The following is a 15,241-nucleotide window of genomic DNA, read 5'->3' as shown; positions in this document are numbered from 1 at the left end:
ACAACGAGGTGACGAGGTGACCCGACCGCAGGATGGTCGCAGCGGGGTCGAGGCGACGTACGGCCCGCTCCTCACGCCCGCTCGGCCGGGAGGGTCGAGCGGGCGTCCCGTCCAGCTCTGGGCGCTGCTGCCGAGAGAGCTGGCGACCGTGTTCCGGCCGGTGCTCGCCGACGTGGCCGGGGAGGTGGTCCGGGAGATCCAGCGGACCATCCCCGACTACGCGCGGCCGCTGGACGGCGCGTTCGGGAAGTCGCTCAAGACCGGCGTCCAGATGGCGTTCCTGCAGTTCGTGGAGCGGGTCGGGAACCCGGAAGCGCCGTCGGAAGACCGGCGGAGCGTGTTCCTGAGCCTGGGGGTCGAGGAGTTCCACCAGGGTCGCAACGTCGACGTCCTCCAGGCGGCCTACCGGGTCGGCGCCAGGGTGACGTGGCGCCGGGTGGCCGAGGCCGGCCGCCGCGCCGGCGTGCCCTCGGCGACGCTGTGCCTGCTCGCGGAAGCCATCTTCGCCTACATCGACGAGCTGTCGGCACTGTCGGTCGAGGGGCACGCGGAGGCGCGGGAGAAGGCCGCCGGCGCGCTGGAACGACGGCGGCACCGGCTGATGGAGCTCCTGCTCGCCGAACCGCCGTCACCGCCCGAAGTCGTCAAACACGCCGCCGACCTGGCGCGCTGGGAGCTGCCGGACCTGCTCGTCGCCGTCGCCCTCGACAGGCCTTCGGACGAAGCCCCCGCGGCCGTCTCGACGGCGCTGGCCGACTTCGAAAGCCCCTCCCCCTGCCTGCTGCTCCCCGCTCCGCGACCGGACGAACGGGAGCAGTTCGCCGAAGACCTGGCGGGCTGGCGGGCCGCCGTCGGCCCCGCGGTCCCGCCCGCCTTCGCCGCACGTTCCCTGCGGGCGGCTCGGGAAGCCCTGCGGCTCGTCGATTCCGGCGCGCTCGCGGACGAGCCCGTCACGTGGTGCGTCGACCATCTTTCGCGCCTGTGGCTGCTCAAGGAACCGTTCCTGGCCGCCGAGCTGGTCCGGGAACGGCTCGGTCCGCTCGCCGGGTTGACCGGGAAGCAGCATTCGCGCCTGGCCGGGACCTTGCTGGCGTGGCTGGAGACGTGCGGGAACGTCCGTGAGGTGGCGGAACGGCTCGCGGTGCATCCGCAGACGGTGCGGTCGCGCGCTCAGGAACTGGAGGCGCTGTTCGCCGACGGGCTGCGGGATCCCGAGCGGCGGTTCGAGATGATCCTGGCCCTGCGGGCCGCCCCCTCCTGACGGCGACGTGACTCGCGTGCTTGGAGCCGTAACTCACGTGTCTGATCACGCGAGTTCGGTGTCCCGTCACCCAGGTCCCGAAGTACGTGAAGGCCCCCTTCCCTCGGCTCAGCCGAGAGAAGGGGGCCTTCACGCGAGTTCGCTAGGCGGCGGCGAGGGCGGTGACTCGCCAACGGCCATCGGAGCGTTCGGCGGTGACGCTCAGCTGGGCCGCACCGGTACTGCGCTGCCCGTCCCCGCGTACGCCGGTCTGGTCGAGGAACACCAGCAGCGACGCCCGGTCCCCGTCGAGGACCTTGACGCCCGAGACCACCGGAGTCGACGTCACGACCAGTTTTTGCTCCGCCGCCAGCCCTCGGACCTGCGCGAACAGCTGGTCGTACTGCCCGAGCGCGGGCCCGGTCAGGACCTCTTTCGCGGCTCGCTCGCTCTTGGCGGGATCGTCGTAGCGATAGGAGAAGACCGTGCCGAGCGCCTTGCCGATCTGGTCGCTCACCTCGGCGGTGGTGGCGACGTCGGTCAGCGCGGTGTTGTGCGCCAGGACCGACGTCGCGTCCCGCGCCTCGATGGCGAACCACCCCGCGAGGCCCGCCATCACCACCGCGACCGCGCCGAACACCACGACACCCCGCCGCCGCTTGACCGGCGCAACGACCTCAGGCGCCGAAGAGACGACAGTGTCCTCAGGGGCCTCGGTGTTCTCAGTGTTCTCGGGGACCTCCTCTTCCGGAGGTTCGAGGACCCGCGTGCTCCCGCCCATTTTCCCGGCCACCTTCACGGTGCGCCGCGCCGGTTTGACGGCTCGTTTCGTGCTCATCCCGTCCTCCGTCAGGGCTTTCCGGTGTCGGTCACCGGCACCTGGCCGAGCGACGTGACGCGCCACCCGTCCGGTGTCCGGTTCAGGCCGGCGCGGAACCGGTTGTGCTTGGTCACGGCTTCCCCGCCGTCGGGCCGGACCTCGAGTTCGACCGAAGCGATCACCTCGGCGGTCCCGCCGCCACTGTCCACTTCGGTCACCGCGGCGTCGACGACCCGGCCGGTGGTGACGGTCTTCGCCTGGCCGATCCGGCCGAGCCCGCCGTCCCGGTCCCGCGCCAGCTCGTCGTGCAGCGCGCCGCCGGACAGGTTGAGCCAGTTCTGGTAGCCCTGCTCGGCCTGCCGATAGTCCAAAGTGGTCAGTGCCGCCACGGACTGTCTGCCCGCCTGCAACGCCTCCTCGCGAACCGTGGCTCGCGCGACGCCGTCGTCCCGGCTCGCGTCCCACCACGAGTAACCGAACCAGGCGGCGAGAGCGGTGGCCACCACCGCGAGCAGGACCGTAAGCCGAGCAAGTCGGGTCATCGTCTTCACCTTCCCGGCACGTTCTGCGAGCCGCGCACGTTCGTCGGGTTGCCCTTGGGCAGCGCGCAGCGCGCCGAAGTGTTCAACGGACGCGCCGACGTGTCGAGTCCGTCGCGATACCCGGTGCCGTAGCCGGTGACGCACGGCGGCGGATCGAAGAACGTCAGCGAGAGACCGACGTGCGCGCCGTCCGGACCCATGATCGCGTGGCCCGCGGCGACCGCTTTCGGCGCGGTGACCAGCAGTTGCTCCATGCCGTCCTGCCGCGTTTCCAAGACGTCGGCGGTGGTCAGCAGGTTCGCCAGCAGGACGCCGAGGCTCGGGCCGGTCTCCCGCAGGAGCGTGCTGACCTCGTTCGCGGCCGCCGGCACGGCCGGGATCAGTCGTCGCAGATCCCCGTCGGAGCTCTTGAGCGTCGCGGCCAGCAGTTTCGCGTTGGCGCCGAACGAGCGGATCGCGTCCGCCTGCGAAACCTGCGTGTCGAGCACGGTGTGCGCGTCGGTCACGAACCTGGTCAGCGGCCCGACGTGCGCGCTCGCCTCCCGCACGAATTCGATCCCCCGCCCGACGAGCTGGTCCAGCGCCGGGCCCGCGTCGTTGGTCGCGTTGTACAGCTCGTCGACCACGGTCCGCAGGGCAGGCTTCGGCACCGAGTTGGCGAACGAGTCCACACTGGACAGGACGACGTCCACCGGGAGCGGGATCTTCGTGTCCGCCTCGGAGATCACCGAGCCGTCCTGCAACACGGCACCGTCACCGCGACGCGGCCGCAGGTCGACGTACTGCTCGCCGACGGCGGACCGGTTGGCCACGACGGCTTCGGTGTCCGCGGGCACCTCCGGGCCGCCCGGATCGATGTCGAGGTCCACTTCCATCCCGGACGCGGTCAGCCGCAGGTCGCCGACGCGGCCGATCGGCACGCCCCGGTAGGTGACCTCGGCGTTGCTGAAGATCCCGCCTCCGGTGGCGAGCCGCACTTTGACCGTGTACCCGCGGTCGAGCACCAGCTTGTCCAACCCCGCGTACGTCGCGCCGACGTACGCGATGCCGAGGACGGCGATGACCACGAAGACCACCAGCTGGACACGGACGAACCTGGTCAGCATCAGCGACCACCACTGTTCTTGAAGGTCAGGAACGTGTTCAGGTAGTCACCGCGGATGGCGTCCAGCGCGGCGTCGGGGAACGGGAAGGTGAAGATCATCTCCATCGCCTTCGGCAGTTTGTCCCCGGAGTCGGCCAGCCGCCGCAGCAACGGTTCGAGCGCTTTGAGATCGGCGACGAGGTCGTCCTTGCTGCGGTTCACCGTGTCGACCGCGACCGACGTCAGCCCGTCCAGCGACTTCAGCATCCCGACCAGCGCCTGACGCTGCTGGTTCAGCACCTCGATCCCGGGAGTGAGCCCGTTCAGCGTCGCCTTGATCTCTTCGGTGTTCGCGTTCAGCGTCGCCGCGAGCTTGTTGACGCTCTCGATGGCACGGGTGATCTCCGCCTTGTGCTCGTCGAGCCCGCGCACGAATGTGTCCAAATTGGACAGCAGGCTGCGGGCCGCGCTTTCCTTGCCGCCGAGCGCGTCGTTGAGTTCGCGGGTGATGTTCTGCACCTGCGCGACTCCTCCACCATTGAGCAGCAGGGAAAGCGCGCCGAAGACCTCCTCGATCTCCGGGGTCAGCGACGAACTGGCGAGGGGGATCACCGCGCCGTCGGTCAGCCGCCCGTTCGGGGTGCCGTCGTCCGGCGGTGCCAGCTCGACGAACTTCTCGCCGAGGATGCTCGCCTGCCGCAGCCGCGCGACGGCGTTCGCGGGCAGGTTCACGTCGCCGTTGATCAGCAGGCCGACCACCGCGCTGCGCCCGTCCGGCGCCAGGTCGACCGTCCGCACCTGGCCGACCGGGACGTCGTTGACCTTCACCCCGGACTGCGGCACGAGGTCCAGCACGTTGCTGAAACTCGCGGTGACGTGGATCGGCCGCTCCCCCAGCGCGGCACCGCCGGGCAACGGGATGTCGTAGACGTCGACGCCGTTGCTGCATCCGGTCACGGCCAGCGTGAGGACCAGGACGGCCGCGCAGTTGAGCCGGGACTTCATTTCGCCCCCGAGAATTCGGTGAGGTTCCCGCGCCCGTCCAGCGTTCCGGCGCCCTGGTTGTACGCGCCGAGGACGTTCGCCAGCGCGTTCGGCGCGGCGTCGAGCGCCTCGCTCAGCGACGCCTTCTGCTGGCTGAGCACCTTGGTGATCTCGGCGAGCTTGTCCACATCGGACTTGACCTTGCCCCGGTTGTCCTTGATGAAGCCCTGGACGACGCTGAGCGCCTCGGTGAGTTCGGTCATCGCGCCGGAGAACTGGTCCCGCTGATCGGCCAGGATCTCGCTGATCGAGGAGATCTGCTGGATCGCCTCCTTCACCTTGCCGTCGTTCGAAGCGAGCATCGCGGTGAACTTGCTGATGTTGTCGACGGAGTTGAACAGGTCGTCCTTGGAGTCGCTGGCCGTCCTCGCGAACTCGCCGAGGTTCTTGATCGCCTCGCCGAGTTTGCCGCCGTTGCCGTCGAGGTAGGTCGCGGCCTTGGTCAGCACGTCGCTGACCGCGCCGTCCCGGTTGGCGCCCTTCGGTCCCAGCGCGGTCATCAGCTGGTTGAGACTGCCGAGGAGTTCGTCGACCTCGACCGGGGTGACGGTGCGCTCGGGCGGGATCCGGGCGTCGCCGCCCAGTTCCGGCCCACCGAGGTACACCGGCGTGAGCTGCACGTACCGGTCGGCGACCAGGCTCGGGGTGATCACGACGGCGCCGACGTCGGCGGGCAGTTTGACGTCCGGCCGGACCGTCATGGTCACCTCGACGTTCGTGCCCTTCGGTTCGACCTTGGTCACCGAGCCGATCGGGACCCCGAGCACCCGCACCTCGGTGTTCGGGTACACCCCGACTGTCGCGGTGAAGTACCCGGTCAGGAGGCGGTCGGCCTGCCGCGTCAGCAGCGGCCATGCCGCCGTCACGAGCAGCCCCGCGACGACGGCGAGCGCGAGCCGCCGCACCCAGGCCCGTCGCCGCGAGTGGGCTCCGAGATCGGACAGCGTGAAGTGGCGCCCCATCAGCGTCCCCCGTTCCTCGACGGCATACAGCTGCCCGGCGTGCCGCCGGTCGGGACGAGCCCGCAGATGTAGGTGTCGATCCAGCGGCCGTTGCCGACCGCGTTGCCGAGCAGCCGGTAGAACGGCCCCGCCAGCCGCAGGCTCTCGTTGAGCTTGTCCTGGTTGCGCTGCAGGACCGTGGCGACGCGGTCGAGCTGGTCGAGCGCCGGGCCGAGCGTCTTCTGGTTGTCCGCGACGAGCCCCTTGAGCTGCACCGACAGGTTCTTGACGCCGCTGAACAGTTTCGCGATGGCGTCCTTGCGCGCGTTCAGCTCCGTGAGCAGGGTGTTGCCGTCGCGGATCAGCGCCTCGATCTGCTGCGACCGGTCGCCGAGCGTCCGGGACACCTTGTCCGTGTTCTGGAACAGCTTCACCAGTTCCTCGTCGCGCGAGGCGAGTGTCTTGGACAGCGCGGTGATGCCGTCGAACGCGGTCCGGACGTCCTGCGGTGTGGAGGCACCGAGCGTTTCCGACAGCGTCCCGAACGCCTTCGCCAGCTGATCGGTGTCGATCGCGCCCACCGTGTTCGCGAGGTCGTTGAACACCGCGGTGACGTCGTACGGCGAACTCGTGCGCTCCACCGGGATCGGCTGGTCCGGATCCAGTTCCGCGTTGCCGACCGGGTCGATGACCAGGTTCTTCTGCCCCAGCAAGGTCTTGATCTTGATCGACGCGGTGGTGCGGTTGCCGATCCAGGTGTCCTTGACCCGGAACAGCACCTTGACCCGGGCGCCGTCCAGCAGGACGTCGGAGACCTCGCCGACCTTCACCCCGGCGACCCGGACCTCGTCGTTGCGCTTGAGCCCGGCCGCCTCGGTGAACTCCGCCGCGTAGGTGGTGCCGCCGCCGATCAGCGGGAGGTCGTCGGAGAAGAACACGGCCGAGCCGGCCGCGGCCATCAGCACCGCCGTGACGGTACCCACGACGATCGGATTGCGGCTGCGGAAGGGTTTGATCCTGGGCGCTTTCACCGGCACCGTCCCTGGGTCAGCGGGATGCCGACCGGCGGGCCGCCCGGGGCGGGCCGCGCGTCCGATTTGACCGAGCACAGGTAGAAGTTGAACCACGAGCCGTACGAGACCATCGCGCCCATGCGGTCCAGCTTCTTCGGCAGGTTCGTCAGGAACTGCTCGAACACCGGGGTGTTGTCGGCGAGGTTCTTCGACAGGGCGCCCAAGGTGTCGATACTCGCCTTCAGCGGTGCCCTGCCGTCCTGGAGCAGCCCCGCGGTGGACGTGGTCAGCTCGCCGAGCCCGCCGATCGCCTGCCCGATGGGTTTCGCGTCGCCCGCGAGCCCGGACACCAGTTGCGCGGTGACGTCGACGAGTTTGTCGAACTGATCGCCCTGGGAGTTCAGCGTGTCGAGCACCGTGTTGAGGTTCCCGACCACCTCGCCGATCACCTTGTCCTTGCCCGCCAAGGTGGTCGTGAGGGAAGCGGTGTGCTCCAGGAGGCTGTCGACGGTGCTCCCCTCCCCTTGCAGCACCTGGACGATCTCGAACGACAACTGGTTGACGTCGTTCGGCGACAAGGCCTGGAACAGCGGTTTGAACCCGTTGAACAACGCGGTGAGATCCAGCGCCGGCGTCGTGCGCTCCGGCGGGATCAGCGCACCGTCGCCGAGCGCGGCGGGGCCGTCGGGACCGGGGTCGACGGAGAGATACCGCTGGCCGACGAGGTTGCGGTACCTGATGGTGACCGTCGCCCCCGCGGTGAGACGGCGCTTGTTCTCGATCGAGAACCGCACGTCCGCCAAGCGCCGCTCGACCACGCCGATGGAGTCCACCTGGCCGATCCGGACACCGGACATCCGGACCTCGTCGCCGGGGTTGACCGACGTCGCGTCGGTGAATCTGGCGGTGTAGCCGACCGTCGTGCCGACCCCCGAATTGGCGATGGTGATCGCGAGGATCCCGGTCGCCACCACGGTGATCACGAAGAAGATCAGGCCCTTGATCGCCGGGCCCAGGACACTCCTCATCGGACGGTCACCTCCGTTCCGCGCAGGGCCGGGCCCACGAGCACGCTGCTCCAGTCCGGGACCTCGGCCGGTTTCTTCCCGAGCGACGGCGCCAGGATCTCGGCGACCAGCCCTCGCTCCCCCTTCGAATTTGCCGGGCCGAGGTCCCCATCGGAGGCGAAGGACACCGCCGCCGAAGCTTGACCCCCGCCGTAACACCGCGGGCCGCCCTTCTGGTCGAACCGCGGGTCGTCCCGGCCCGGCACGTACTTGTCGCGCGGCTCGTGGACGGACAGCGTCACGTGCAGGCCCGGCTCGCCGGTGCCCTTGCCCAACGCCTTTTCCATCACCGGTTTGAGCCGGTTCACCGCGTCGAACAGACAGGGGAACTCGGGCGAGTAGCGGGAAAGCAGTTCCAGGGTCGGCCTGCTCTTCACGCTGACGCCGATGATGTTGTCCTTGTTCTGCACCAGGAACTTGTTCAGATCACCGCTCGCCGTGGTGACGCTGCTGTACAGCTTGTCGAGGTCCGCGCGAGTGTCCACAATGGTCTTTGCCGTCGTGGAGAGATCCGAAAGGGCCTTGAGGATGTCCGGCGCGGCACCGGTGTAGAGATCGGCCACGTCGGCGAGACCGCTGATGTCGGCCTTGAACTGCGGCATCAGCGGGTTCACCTGACCGAGCAGGTCGTTGAGCTGGACGATGCTGTCCCCCAACGATTTCCCGCGATTGTCCAGCGCGAGCGAGATCGCGCCGAGCGAGCTGTTGAGCTTCTGCGGCTGCACCGCGCGCAACAGGGGCAGCAGATCGCCGAGGACGCGTTCCAGCTCGATCGCGTTGGCCGACCTGTCCTGGCCGATGACATCGCCGTCCCGCAGCGAACCACCGGCGGGCCGGTCCGGGAGCACGAGGTTGACGTAGCGCTCGCCGAACACCGTCTTCGGCAGGAGCCGGGCCGAAACGTTGCGCGGCAGCTGGTCGATCTTCGCCGGGTCGATGGCGAGGTCGATCTCGGCGCCGTCCGCGCTGCCCCGGACCGCCCGGACCTCGCCGAACGGGACACCGCGCACCTTGACCTCGGCGGGCGGGGCCAGCTGGTTGCCGACCCGATCGGTCTTGAGCGTGACCAGTTCCGCGCGTTCGAAATCCTTGTTGAAGATCGCGACGGCGACCCAGCCGAGCAGCACCAGGATGACGAGGAAGATCACCCCGGCGGCCTGCGTCCGTGCCCGCGCGCTCATCCGGACACCTTCACCGTCGTGGTGGCGCCCCAGATGGCGAGGCTGAGGAACAGGTCGAGCACGCTGATCAGCACGATCGACGTCCGCACGGCGCGGCCGACCGCGACCCCGACACCCGCCGGGCCGCCCGCCGCGCGGTAGCCGTAGAAGCAGTGCGTGAGGATGACGCCGACGCTGAACACGAGCACCTTGCCGAACGACCACAGGACGTCTTCCGGCGGTAGGAACAAAGAGAAGTAGTGGTCGTAGGTCCCGCCGGACTGTCCGAAGAAGACGACCGTGGTCACCCGCGAACCGAGGTACGAGATCAGCAGGCCGATCACGTAGAGCGGGATGATCGCGATGAACCCGGCCACGATCCGCGTGGTGACGAGGTACGGCATGCTGCGCACGGCCATCACTTCGAGCGCGTCGATCTCCTCGGAGATCCGCATGGCGCCCAGCTGCGCGGTGAACCCGGCGCCGACCGTCGCGGACAACGCGAGCCCCGCCGAGAGCGGCGCGATCTCACGGGTGTTGAAGTACGCGGTGAGGAAGCCGGTCATCGCGGAGATGTTGATCTGGTTCAGCGCGCTGAAACCCTGCAACCCCACGGTGATCCCGGTGAACACGCACAGGCCGACCATCACGCCGACGGTGCCGCCGATCACCGCGAGCGCGCCGCTGCCGAAGGTCACCTCGGCGAGCAGGCGCACCACTTCGCGGAAGTACCGGGTGACGGCCATCGGGATCGCCGCGAGCGCGCGGACGTAGAACAGCAGCTGGTCGCCCAGCTCGAAAAGACTGTTGCCCGGGCGTTTGAACGCCTCGCGGGCCCGTTCGGGGACGCTGGTCACGGATCAGGTTCCCTTCGCGGGGACGAGCTGCAGGTACAGCGCGGTCAGGATCGTGTTGACGAAGAACAGGAGCAGGAACGTGATCACCACCGACTGGTTGACGACGTCGCCGACGCCTTTCGGGCCGCCTCTCGGGTTCAGGCCCCGGTAGGCCGCGACGACGCCGGCGAGGAACCCGAAGATGAACGCCTTGATCGAGCTGACGACGAGGTCGGGCAGCTGGGCCAGCGCGTTGAAGCTCGCGAGGTACGCGCCCGGTGTCCCGCCCTGCACGATGACGTTGAAGAAGTAGCCGCCGAGCACGCCGACCACGCTGACCAAACCGTTGAGCAGCACCGAAACGCCGATGGCCGCTTGGACGCGCGGCACGATCAGCCGGTGGATCGGCGAGACGCCGAGCACCTCCATCGCGTCGATCTCCTCGCGGATCGAGCGGGCGCCGAGGTCCGCGCAGATCGCCGAACCGCCCGCGCCGGCGATGATCAGCGTCGTCACGATCGGGCTGGCCTGCTGCACGACGGCGAGGACGCTCGCGGCGCCGTTGAACTGCTGCGCGCCGATCTGGCTCGTGAGCGAACCGAGCTGCAGCGAGATGACCGCGCCGAACGGGATCGACACGAGGATCGCGGGCGTGATCGACACGCTCGCGATGAACCAGAACTGCTGGATGAACTCGCGGATCTGCACAGGGCGGCGGAACATCGCGAGGATGACATCGAGGCCCATGGCACACATGCGGCCGAACTCGCGCAGTCCGGCGGCCGCCTTCTCCGGCGCGCGGGCGAGCAGGGCGACGGGATTGGTCATCGTCAGGCTCCGCATCCGTTGGGGGGCGGGCCCGAACCGACACACCGCAGCTTGAGGTTGGTGACCAAGGTGTTGCCGGGGCCGGAGACCAGGCCGGTGAGCAACGGGCTCAGGTCCTCGCGCACCCCGCAGCCGGTGAAGCCCGGCGTCGAGAAGGTGCTGGTCGCCTTGACCGACGGGGCGGGGAATCCGAGCGGCATCAACGCTTTGATGTTCACCGCGACCGATTGCGCGGTCCGGCAGTTCGGGCCGACGTCGAGGACCTTGCCGTCCACTTTGACGTCGGACAGCTTGATGAACACCTTGGACGTGACGTCGGAATCGCCGCACAGGTTGGTGCCGACGGCCTTGCAGTTGGTCGTCGCGCCGGTCTTCACCTCGACCGTGCCGGTGGCGTCGCCGTCCGGGATCAGCTCGACCGTGCCGGTGGCGGGCATGAACCGGAAGGACACGAAGTAGCTCGACGTCGACGGGATGGCGAGCTTGCCGGTGATCGGCACCTTGCCCGACAGGCCGAGGAGCGAACCGTCGAACCGGCCCTGCGGGAACGTGATGTCGGAACCGAGTTTGGCGACGTGGCTCGTCGTGGCCTGCTGTTCGTCGCCGACGTAGAAACCGAACGGCAGCCCGGCCGCGGCGATCACCTGCCCGGCTTCGGCCTGCTGCGTGGGGGTGGGCGCGGGTGCCGGCTCGGCGGAGGCGGAAGCCAAGGAAAGCGCCCCCAGCCCCAGCACCGCCGGGAGCAGGAAGGCGCGCGGAACGCGCCCGGTCATCACTGACATTCGGGCTTCCTCACTTCGACTTCTCCGGCCGAACGGCCAACTCGTGCAGACGCTACTGGCGGATGTACTGCGAGACAAGTAATGCGTGGCCGGGGGCTCCGGAAACGGAAAAGGTTGTAATGGGCGTAACTGTTTTGGCGTGGGATTCGTGAGTGGTAATGACGGTTCCCACCGCCATTACCACTCACGACACCTGACCTACTTCTTGGTGAGGTCGATCTCCAGGCTGTTCCCGTCACCCGAAGCCATCGCGCTGATCAACGGCGTGAGCAGGCCGCAACCGCGGAACTGCGGCAGCTTGTACTCGGCCGTCAGCTTGCCGCCCTTCAACGGATTGAAGCCGTGCGCGGAAACCAGCGGGATGTCGGCGGGCTGAGCCGTCTTGCAGGTCGAGCTCGCCAGGATCGGGAAGCCGAACAGCCGCACGGTGAGCAGCTTGACGTCGGCCTTCGTGTCGGCCTTGACCGCGCCGGCGTTGACGGTGCCCGTCACGTCGCCGACCTGGTTGATCTTCACCGTCGCCGAGGCCGGGAAGAACCCGAGGAAGCGGAACTGCACGTTCGACGGCGGCAGCGAAAGCTGTCCGGTGAACCTGCCCGACTGCGCGTTCAGCTTCGCGGTGAACTCACCGGGACCGAGCGGGAGCCGCGCGTTCAGCCCGGCGATGGTGGTCTTGCCCTTGACGCCGTAGGTGATCTGCGTGTCGCCCGGCGGCTGCGTCGTCGTGGTGGTCGGCGCGGTGGTCGGGGTCGTCGGCTGGGTCGTCGGGGTCGGCTCCGTGGTAGGAGTCGGCTGGGTCGACGACGTCGGAGTCGGCTCGGTCGTGGGAGTCGGCTCCGTCGTCGGCGTTGGTTCGCTGGTGGGGGTCGGCTCCGTCGTCGGAGTCGGCTGGGTCGACGACGTCGGCGTCGGCTCGGTGGTCGGCGTCGGCTGAGTCGTGGGAGTCGGCTCGGTCGTCGGCGTCGGTTCCGTCGTCGGAGTGGGCTCCGTGGTGGGAGTCGGTTCCGTCGTCGGGGTCGGTTGAGTCGTGGGAGTCGGCTCCGTGGTCGGCGTCGGCTCTGTCGTCGGAGTGGGCTCCGTCGTCGGGGTCGGTTCCGTCGTCGGGGTCGGCTCCGTGGTCGGCGTCGGCTGGGTGGTGGGAGTCGTCGGGGTGGTCGGCGTCGTCGTGCCACCACCGGCGGGCTTGATCTCGAACGTCCCCAGCTGCTGGTTCTGTCCCGGCTGGACCACGCAGTCCGAGGTGAACGTGCCGAGGTCGGTCGGCTGTCCCTGCGCGTTCTTCGGCGTCATCGTGGTGCTGAAGTTCCCGACCGTCACCGAAGCGGTGCCCGCGCTGGGGAACGTGACTGCGGGCGCCTTGCCGCTGGTCTTGACGTGGAACTCGCCCGACTCCGGCACCGGCGTGACCGGGATGGCCAGCGGCAGGCCGAGGTTCAGCGTCTTGTCGACCGGGTATTTCAGCACCGCGGCGGCCTTCGCGCTGCCCTCGACGGTGGTGGCGCCGACGAGCGTGAGGCCCGAGGTCGCGTCCGCCGGAACGGTGACGTCGACGTCGAAGGTGATCGGGGTGGACGTCTTCCCCGCCACGGCGTCGTCCGGCAGGACGGTGTCGACCTTCACGACCAGGGTCTGGTCGCCGATCAGCGGGAACGGACAGATGTACTTCAGCGTCAGCGACGCGGGCGCCGCTTCGCTCAAGCCCGCGCCGACGACACCGAGGGTGGCCGCGACGGCGGCCACGGTGCCGGCGGCCAAGGCTTGCACGGATCTTTTCGACTTGAGTGGGAACTTCACAACGGTCACTCCCGGGGAATCGGAGAAATTGCGTGACACGGCCGAAACGGCGTGGACACGGAAGCGGTAAATTACCTGTGCCCTTCCGGACCGGCAAGGACACCGAATCCGTTTGTCATCCAGGTGGGATCGGGTGACTGATTAACTGGCACCGACACCCCGCGCGAAATAGCTTTTGTCATCTCCGTCAGCCCAGCCGGGCGCGAAATTGTCACGCGCATCCGGAGTGCGTTCCCGTTCATTGCGGCGGTGCCGAAACCCCCGCTAAGTTCGGCGAATGGAGCAGGCTGCCATCGAAGTGAACGGCCTCGCCAAGCACTACGGTGAAGTGACGGCTCTCGCCGGCGTCAGCCTTCGTGTCGGCCGCGGCACCGTGCTCGCGGTGCTCGGGCACAACGGCGCGGGCAAGACGACGCTGATCGACATCCTGAGTACCCGCGTCAAACCGAGCGGAGGCAGCGCCAAGGTCTGCGGTTTCGACGTCGTCCGCGCCGGGCATCACGTCCGGCGGCGGATCGGGGTCACCGGGCAGTTCGCGGCGGTCGACGACGCGCTGTCCGGCCGTGGGAACCTCGAACTCGTCGCCCGGCTGCTGGGCGCGGACCGGCGCCAGGCCAGAGCCCGCGCGGCCGAACTGCTCGCCATGTTCGGCCTCGACGACGCCGCCGACCGGCCCGCGAAGACGTACTCTGGCGGGATGCGGCGACGGCTCGACCTCGCCGCCGGGCTTGTCGGCTCCCCCGACGTCCTCTTCCTCGACGAACCGACGACCGGTCTGGACCCGCTCAGCCGAGCGGGGCTCTGGGACGGCGTCGAACGGCTCGCCGCGCGCGGCACCACCGTCGTGCTCACCACGCAGTACCTCGAGGAGGCGGACAGACTGGCGGATCACGTCATCGTGCTGGGACTGGGGCACGTCACGATCTCCGGGCGGCCGTCGGAGCTGAAGGCCAGGCTCGGGGAACGGACCGCGACCCTCACCTTCGGCACCGACCTCGCCGCCCGCCGGGCACTGGCCGCGCTGCACCGGCTCGGCATGAGCTGCACGCCGTCGGCGTCCGGGCTCGTGATCGGTGTCCCGCTGTCCGGGCCCGCCGACATCACGGTGCTGGTCCGCGCGCTCGACGCGGCGGGCGCGCCGATGCGGGACCTCACCGTCGCCGAGCCGACGCTCGACGACGTCTACCTGTCCCTGCACCGGAATCCGGCGGTCCCGTCATGACCGAGGCACGGCACCGCGCGCCGTCCCCGCCGATTCTGACCGATCCGGCGACCTGGCCGCCGAGCACGTTCGGCACCCAGGTCCGGGTGCTCGCCGTCCGGTCGCTGAAGACGGCGTTCGGGGACCGGCGGCTGGTGTTCTTCGGTCTGCTGCAACCGATCGTGCTGCTCTTGTTGTTCAGTCAGGTCTTCACCGGGGTCAGCACGCTGCCCGGTGTCGCGGCGTACGAGGGATACGTGAACTTCCTCGTCCCGGCGACGCTGGTGAACATCGCGATGACCACGGCGATGAGTTCGGGCGCCGGTCTGCTCGCGGAGATCTACAGTGGATTCACCGGACGCCTGCGCTGCATGCCGATCAGCCTTTCGGCCGTCCTGGTGGCCCGCACCATCTCCGATTCCGCCCGGCTCGGCGTGCAGCTGCTGGTGACGACGCTCGCCAGCGTGGTACTGCTCGGTTTCCGGCCGACCGGCGGCGTTTTCGGTGTCACCGCGGCACTTCTGCTCACCCTCGTCGTCGGCTGGTGCCTGAGCTGGATCTTCGTCGCCATCACGACCTGGCTGCGCAAGGCCGAAACCCTGCAGATGGCGTCGTTCGTGGTCATGTTCCCGCTGATGTTCTCCTCCAGCGCGTACATGCCGCTCGAGACCATGCCGACCTGGCTGTGCGTGGTTTCGGCGCTCAACCCGCTGACCTACGCGATCGACGCGACCCGGGCTTTGGCGCTGGGGCGGCCGTCGGGCTGGTCGATCCCGATCTCGCTCGCGATCGCGGCCGTGGCGGCGCTGGCGGGCGGGTGGATCGCGGCCCGGACCTTCCGGTCACCCCGGGAAACCGCGCCGAGGTGAGGGTGGCGCCGACTGTGTGG

Annotated in this window: 15 protein-coding genes; 3 read left to right on the top strand and 12 right to left on the bottom strand. The window is 69.0% G+C overall.

Annotation, left to right across the window (positions count from 1 at the left end):
* The first annotated feature begins 16 nt into the window (after nt 1-16).
* Nucleotides 17-1,261: a PucR family transcriptional regulator gene (locus B0293_RS38980; protein WP_005167220.1), complete on the top strand. Its 1,245-nt coding sequence runs from the start codon at nt 17-19 to the stop codon at nt 1,259-1,261.
* Between the two features lie 142 nt (nt 1,262-1,403).
* On the opposite strand, the gene B0293_RS38975 is transcribed toward B0293_RS38980, so the two are convergent.
* The 12 genes from B0293_RS38975 to B0293_RS38920 all read right to left on the bottom strand — a co-directional run bounded on the left by B0293_RS38975 (nt 1,404) and on the right by B0293_RS38920 (nt 13,151).
* The gene (locus B0293_RS38975) at nt 1,404-2,078 is read right to left on the bottom strand and encodes a hypothetical protein (RefSeq protein ID WP_005167222.1); all 675 of its coding nucleotides are present in this window, start codon (nt 2,076-2,078) and stop codon (nt 1,404-1,406) included.
* Between the two features lie 11 nt (nt 2,079-2,089).
* A complete protein-coding gene (locus B0293_RS38970) occupies nt 2,090-2,602 on the bottom strand; it encodes a hypothetical protein (protein WP_005167224.1) in 513 nt (170 codons plus the stop codon).
* Between the two features lie 5 nt (nt 2,603-2,607).
* A complete protein-coding gene (locus B0293_RS38965) occupies nt 2,608-3,708 on the bottom strand; it encodes an MCE family protein (protein ID WP_005167226.1) in 1,101 nt (366 codons plus the stop codon).
* Nucleotides 3,708-4,691, bottom strand: coding sequence for an MCE family protein (locus B0293_RS38960; protein WP_005167227.1), 984 nt, complete (start codon nt 4,689-4,691; stop codon nt 3,708-3,710). The genes B0293_RS38965 and B0293_RS38960 overlap by 1 nt, the downstream gene beginning before the upstream one ends.
* The gene (locus tag B0293_RS38955; RefSeq protein ID WP_005167229.1) at nt 4,688-5,692 is read right to left on the bottom strand and encodes an MCE family protein; all 1,005 of its coding nucleotides are present in this window, start codon (nt 5,690-5,692) and stop codon (nt 4,688-4,690) included. Before B0293_RS38955 ends, B0293_RS38960 begins: the two co-directional genes overlap by 4 nt.
* The gene (locus B0293_RS38950) at nt 5,692-6,708 is read right to left on the bottom strand and encodes an MCE family protein (protein WP_245192155.1); all 1,017 of its coding nucleotides are present in this window, start codon (nt 6,706-6,708) and stop codon (nt 5,692-5,694) included. Before B0293_RS38950 ends, B0293_RS38955 begins: the two co-directional genes overlap by 1 nt.
* The gene (locus B0293_RS38945; protein ID WP_005167233.1) at nt 6,699-7,712 is read right to left on the bottom strand and encodes an MCE family protein; all 1,014 of its coding nucleotides are present in this window, start codon (nt 7,710-7,712) and stop codon (nt 6,699-6,701) included. The genes B0293_RS38950 and B0293_RS38945 overlap by 10 nt, the downstream gene beginning before the upstream one ends.
* On the bottom strand, nt 7,709-8,932 hold the full coding sequence (locus B0293_RS38940) for an MCE family protein (protein WP_005167234.1): 1,224 nt from the start codon (nt 8,930-8,932) through the stop codon (nt 7,709-7,711). The genes B0293_RS38945 and B0293_RS38940 overlap by 4 nt, the downstream gene beginning before the upstream one ends.
* On the bottom strand, nt 8,929-9,768 hold the full coding sequence (locus B0293_RS38935; RefSeq protein WP_005167235.1) for an MlaE family ABC transporter permease: 840 nt from the start codon (nt 9,766-9,768) through the stop codon (nt 8,929-8,931). The genes B0293_RS38940 and B0293_RS38935 overlap by 4 nt, the downstream gene beginning before the upstream one ends.
* A gap of 3 nt (nt 9,769-9,771) precedes the next feature.
* Nucleotides 9,772-10,575 carry an MlaE family ABC transporter permease gene (locus B0293_RS38930; RefSeq protein WP_005167237.1) on the bottom strand — a complete coding sequence of 268 codons (804 nt, stop codon included), beginning with the start codon at nt 10,573-10,575 and terminating at the stop codon, nt 9,772-9,774.
* Between the two features lie 2 nt (nt 10,576-10,577).
* A complete protein-coding gene (locus tag B0293_RS38925; RefSeq protein WP_005167239.1) occupies nt 10,578-11,357 on the bottom strand; it encodes a hypothetical protein in 780 nt (259 codons plus the stop codon).
* A gap of 198 nt (nt 11,358-11,555) precedes the next feature.
* The gene (locus B0293_RS38920; protein ID WP_005167241.1) at nt 11,556-13,151 is read right to left on the bottom strand and encodes a DUF6801 domain-containing protein; all 1,596 of its coding nucleotides are present in this window, start codon (nt 13,149-13,151) and stop codon (nt 11,556-11,558) included.
* A gap of 277 nt (nt 13,152-13,428) precedes the next feature.
* Between B0293_RS38920 and B0293_RS38915 the strand changes: the two genes are divergently transcribed.
* A complete protein-coding gene (locus B0293_RS38915; RefSeq protein WP_005167243.1) occupies nt 13,429-14,373 on the top strand; it encodes an ATP-binding cassette domain-containing protein in 945 nt (314 codons plus the stop codon).
* Nucleotides 14,370-15,221 carry an ABC transporter permease gene (locus B0293_RS38910; RefSeq protein ID WP_005167244.1) on the top strand — a complete coding sequence of 284 codons (852 nt, stop codon included), beginning with the start codon at nt 14,370-14,372 and terminating at the stop codon, nt 15,219-15,221. The genes B0293_RS38915 and B0293_RS38910 overlap by 4 nt, the downstream gene beginning before the upstream one ends.
* Nucleotides 15,222-15,241 lie beyond the last annotated feature (20 nt).

Source organism: Amycolatopsis azurea DSM 43854, from assembly GCF_001995215.1.
Taxonomy (GTDB): Bacteria; Actinomycetota; Actinomycetes; order Mycobacteriales; family Pseudonocardiaceae; genus Amycolatopsis; species Amycolatopsis azurea.
The sequence above is the reverse complement of the archived record's forward strand: the minus strand, read 5'-3'. Positions and strand labels throughout refer to the sequence as shown.

Bases quoted from the DNA above. Each gene is read 5' to 3' on its own strand.
- B0293_RS38975 (WP_005167222.1), bottom strand. From the start codon at position 2,078: ATGAGCACGAAACGAGCCGTCAAACCGGCGCGGCGCACCGTGAAGGTG.
- B0293_RS38940 (WP_005167234.1), bottom strand. From the start codon at position 8,932: ATGAGCGCGCGGGCACGGACGCAGGCCGCCGGGGTGATCTTCCTCGTC.
- B0293_RS38955 (WP_005167229.1), bottom strand. From the start codon at position 5,692: ATGGGGCGCCACTTCACGCTGTCCGATCTCGGAGCCCACTCGCGGCGA.
- B0293_RS38925 (WP_005167239.1), bottom strand. From the start codon at position 11,357: ATGTCAGTGATGACCGGGCGCGTTCCGCGCGCCTTCCTGCTCCCGGCG.
- B0293_RS38915 (WP_005167243.1), top strand. From the start codon at position 13,429: ATGGAGCAGGCTGCCATCGAAGTGAACGGCCTCGCCAAGCACTACGGT.
- B0293_RS38965 (WP_005167226.1), bottom strand. From the start codon at position 3,708: ATGCTGACCAGGTTCGTCCGTGTCCAGCTGGTGGTCTTCGTGGTCATC.
- B0293_RS38910 (WP_005167244.1), top strand. From the start codon at position 14,370: ATGACCGAGGCACGGCACCGCGCGCCGTCCCCGCCGATTCTGACCGAT.
- B0293_RS38960 (WP_005167227.1), bottom strand. From the start codon at position 4,691: ATGAAGTCCCGGCTCAACTGCGCGGCCGTCCTGGTCCTCACGCTGGCC.
- B0293_RS38945 (WP_005167233.1), bottom strand. From the start codon at position 7,712: ATGAGGAGTGTCCTGGGCCCGGCGATCAAGGGCCTGATCTTCTTCGTG.
- B0293_RS38930 (WP_005167237.1), bottom strand. From the start codon at position 10,575: ATGACCAATCCCGTCGCCCTGCTCGCCCGCGCGCCGGAGAAGGCGGCC.
- B0293_RS38970 (WP_005167224.1), bottom strand. From the start codon at position 2,602: ATGACCCGACTTGCTCGGCTTACGGTCCTGCTCGCGGTGGTGGCCACC.